The organism is Novipirellula sp., assembly GCF_041583735.1.
Lineage (GTDB): Bacteria > Planctomycetota > Planctomycetia > Pirellulales > Pirellulaceae > Novipirellula.
Map to the genome: position 1 here is coordinate 1 of NZ_JBFHFD010001024.1, position 1681 is coordinate 1681.

The 1681-nt window shown below is 51.0% G+C and carries 1 protein-coding gene and 1 pseudogene; one reads left to right on the plus strand and one right to left on the minus strand.

Features of this window, described 5'->3' with window-relative positions; genetic code table 11:
- Nucleotides 1-187: pseudogene (locus ABX962_RS35695) on the minus strand (1,4-alpha-glucan branching protein); the annotation flags it as partial.
- A gap of 617 nt (nt 188-804) precedes the next feature.
- Between ABX962_RS35695 and ABX962_RS35700 the strand changes: the two are divergent.
- Nucleotides 805-1681: PAS domain-containing protein (locus ABX962_RS35700; protein WP_372726406.1), on the plus strand; the 877-nt coding region annotated here is incomplete at its 3' end.

Genomic DNA, 1681 nt, shown 5'->3' on the forward strand with positions numbered 1-1681 from the left:
CATCTTTCATCTGCTCGGCGTCCGCCCGCCACTCGTTGAACGTTCCTGTCAGCCAAACGCGAGACGCATGGGGTGCCCATACTCGGAAAGCCACTCCGCCCGCATGCGGAACCGCCCCCATCCCAGATTGAATGGAGTTAGTTGCCAAGTGGTTTGAACCCGCAGAGGAAAGCAATGCCGTCGACATAATTAAGTCCGTTGTAAAGCGAGCCTACGATCTGTAAAGAAACCGCTGGGTTGACATGAGCATATGGCGTTCCGAACGCTGTCAGTTGCCTCCAAGGAGTTCGTGTGTCAGACAGTTGGTCAAATTAGCTTGGACTGTTTCAAAGCCGTCCAAGATGGTTTCCTGGCGTACGCTTGGAATCGAGTGCAAAGCCCGCGTCTAAAAGTCTAGATATCAAGGTAACAACGTGCCTATCAACGCATTTTTGTAACTGGCAATGGTCTGCAAGTTCCGCGTTCGCAACCGTCGTTGGCCGATCAAGTAGCCCTCGGTTCAAAATTACTGAGAGAATATTTGAACACCCCAAGCTAGGTATGGCAGGCATCTTCAATGGTTCCGGGGCACCGACATACAAAGCGTGTCCCTTTTCCGGCAGGGCTTGCAAACCCCTTTGCCGGCAGGGCCTGCAAAAATCATTCTGTCAGTATTTCCTAACAAAACCGTCGCTAAATCGCATACACTCTGTGGTTCCGCCAGCCTTCAACGTTGTTCGCATACAAGAACGCATTGTCAAGATGAGCGATAAAGTGCGTGATGCAGTAAATAAGCGGGGCGTAAGTCTCGACACAGAAGCAGTCATGAATGCAGTGCCGCTCGCGGTATTGTATCTCGACAATGAACTGAAGCATCGATTCACCAACCAAGCGTACGCCGACCTAGTTGACCGTTCGGTTTGTTCTTTGATCGGCGTGCCGTTGCTTTCGATTATTGGCAACGACTTCTATACTCGCATCCAATCTCGTCTTAACCAAGCTCTTGGTGGCACATCTCAGCGATTTCGGACGACGTGGTGTCAACGAGCCTGGGCAGAACCACGAGTTTTCGAACTACGGTGTGTGCCCAGCACTGATGATCGCGGAGATGTAGTGGGTTGTTACATCATCATGCACGACGTGACGTTTGCTGCATCTACAGCCGATGACACTACCGCGCTAAGGCAGATTGGTACTGAACTTGCCAAGCGCGAAGAACAGCGACGTTTGTCCTTCGCATCGGCGGACATGGGATCATGGGACTATAACGTGATCACTGGCGAGGTATTGCTAGACTCTAAGGCCGCTGAGATTTTTCAAACCCTGCCTGAAACACCGATTCCCGTAACAGAAATTACGGGGAAAATCGATATTCGGGATCGAGCGTCAGTGATTCACGCGATCCAGGAATGCTTTGATATATCTAGCAGTGGTAAACACGATGTCGAATACCGATTGACAAGTGCGGAAGGACATCCATGCTGGATTCGCTCATTCGGCCAAGTCTACTTTGAGGAAGGAACCGACACGTTGCCCCGAACTGCCGTTCGCGTGCTCGGATTGCTGATTGACACGACCCGTCAACATGAGGATTGGGAACGGTTACATCAAGCAATGCAAACGGCTGAAGCGATGAACCGAACGAAGAGTGAATTCTTGGCAAACATGAGTCACGAAATTCGCACACCGATGACAGCGATTC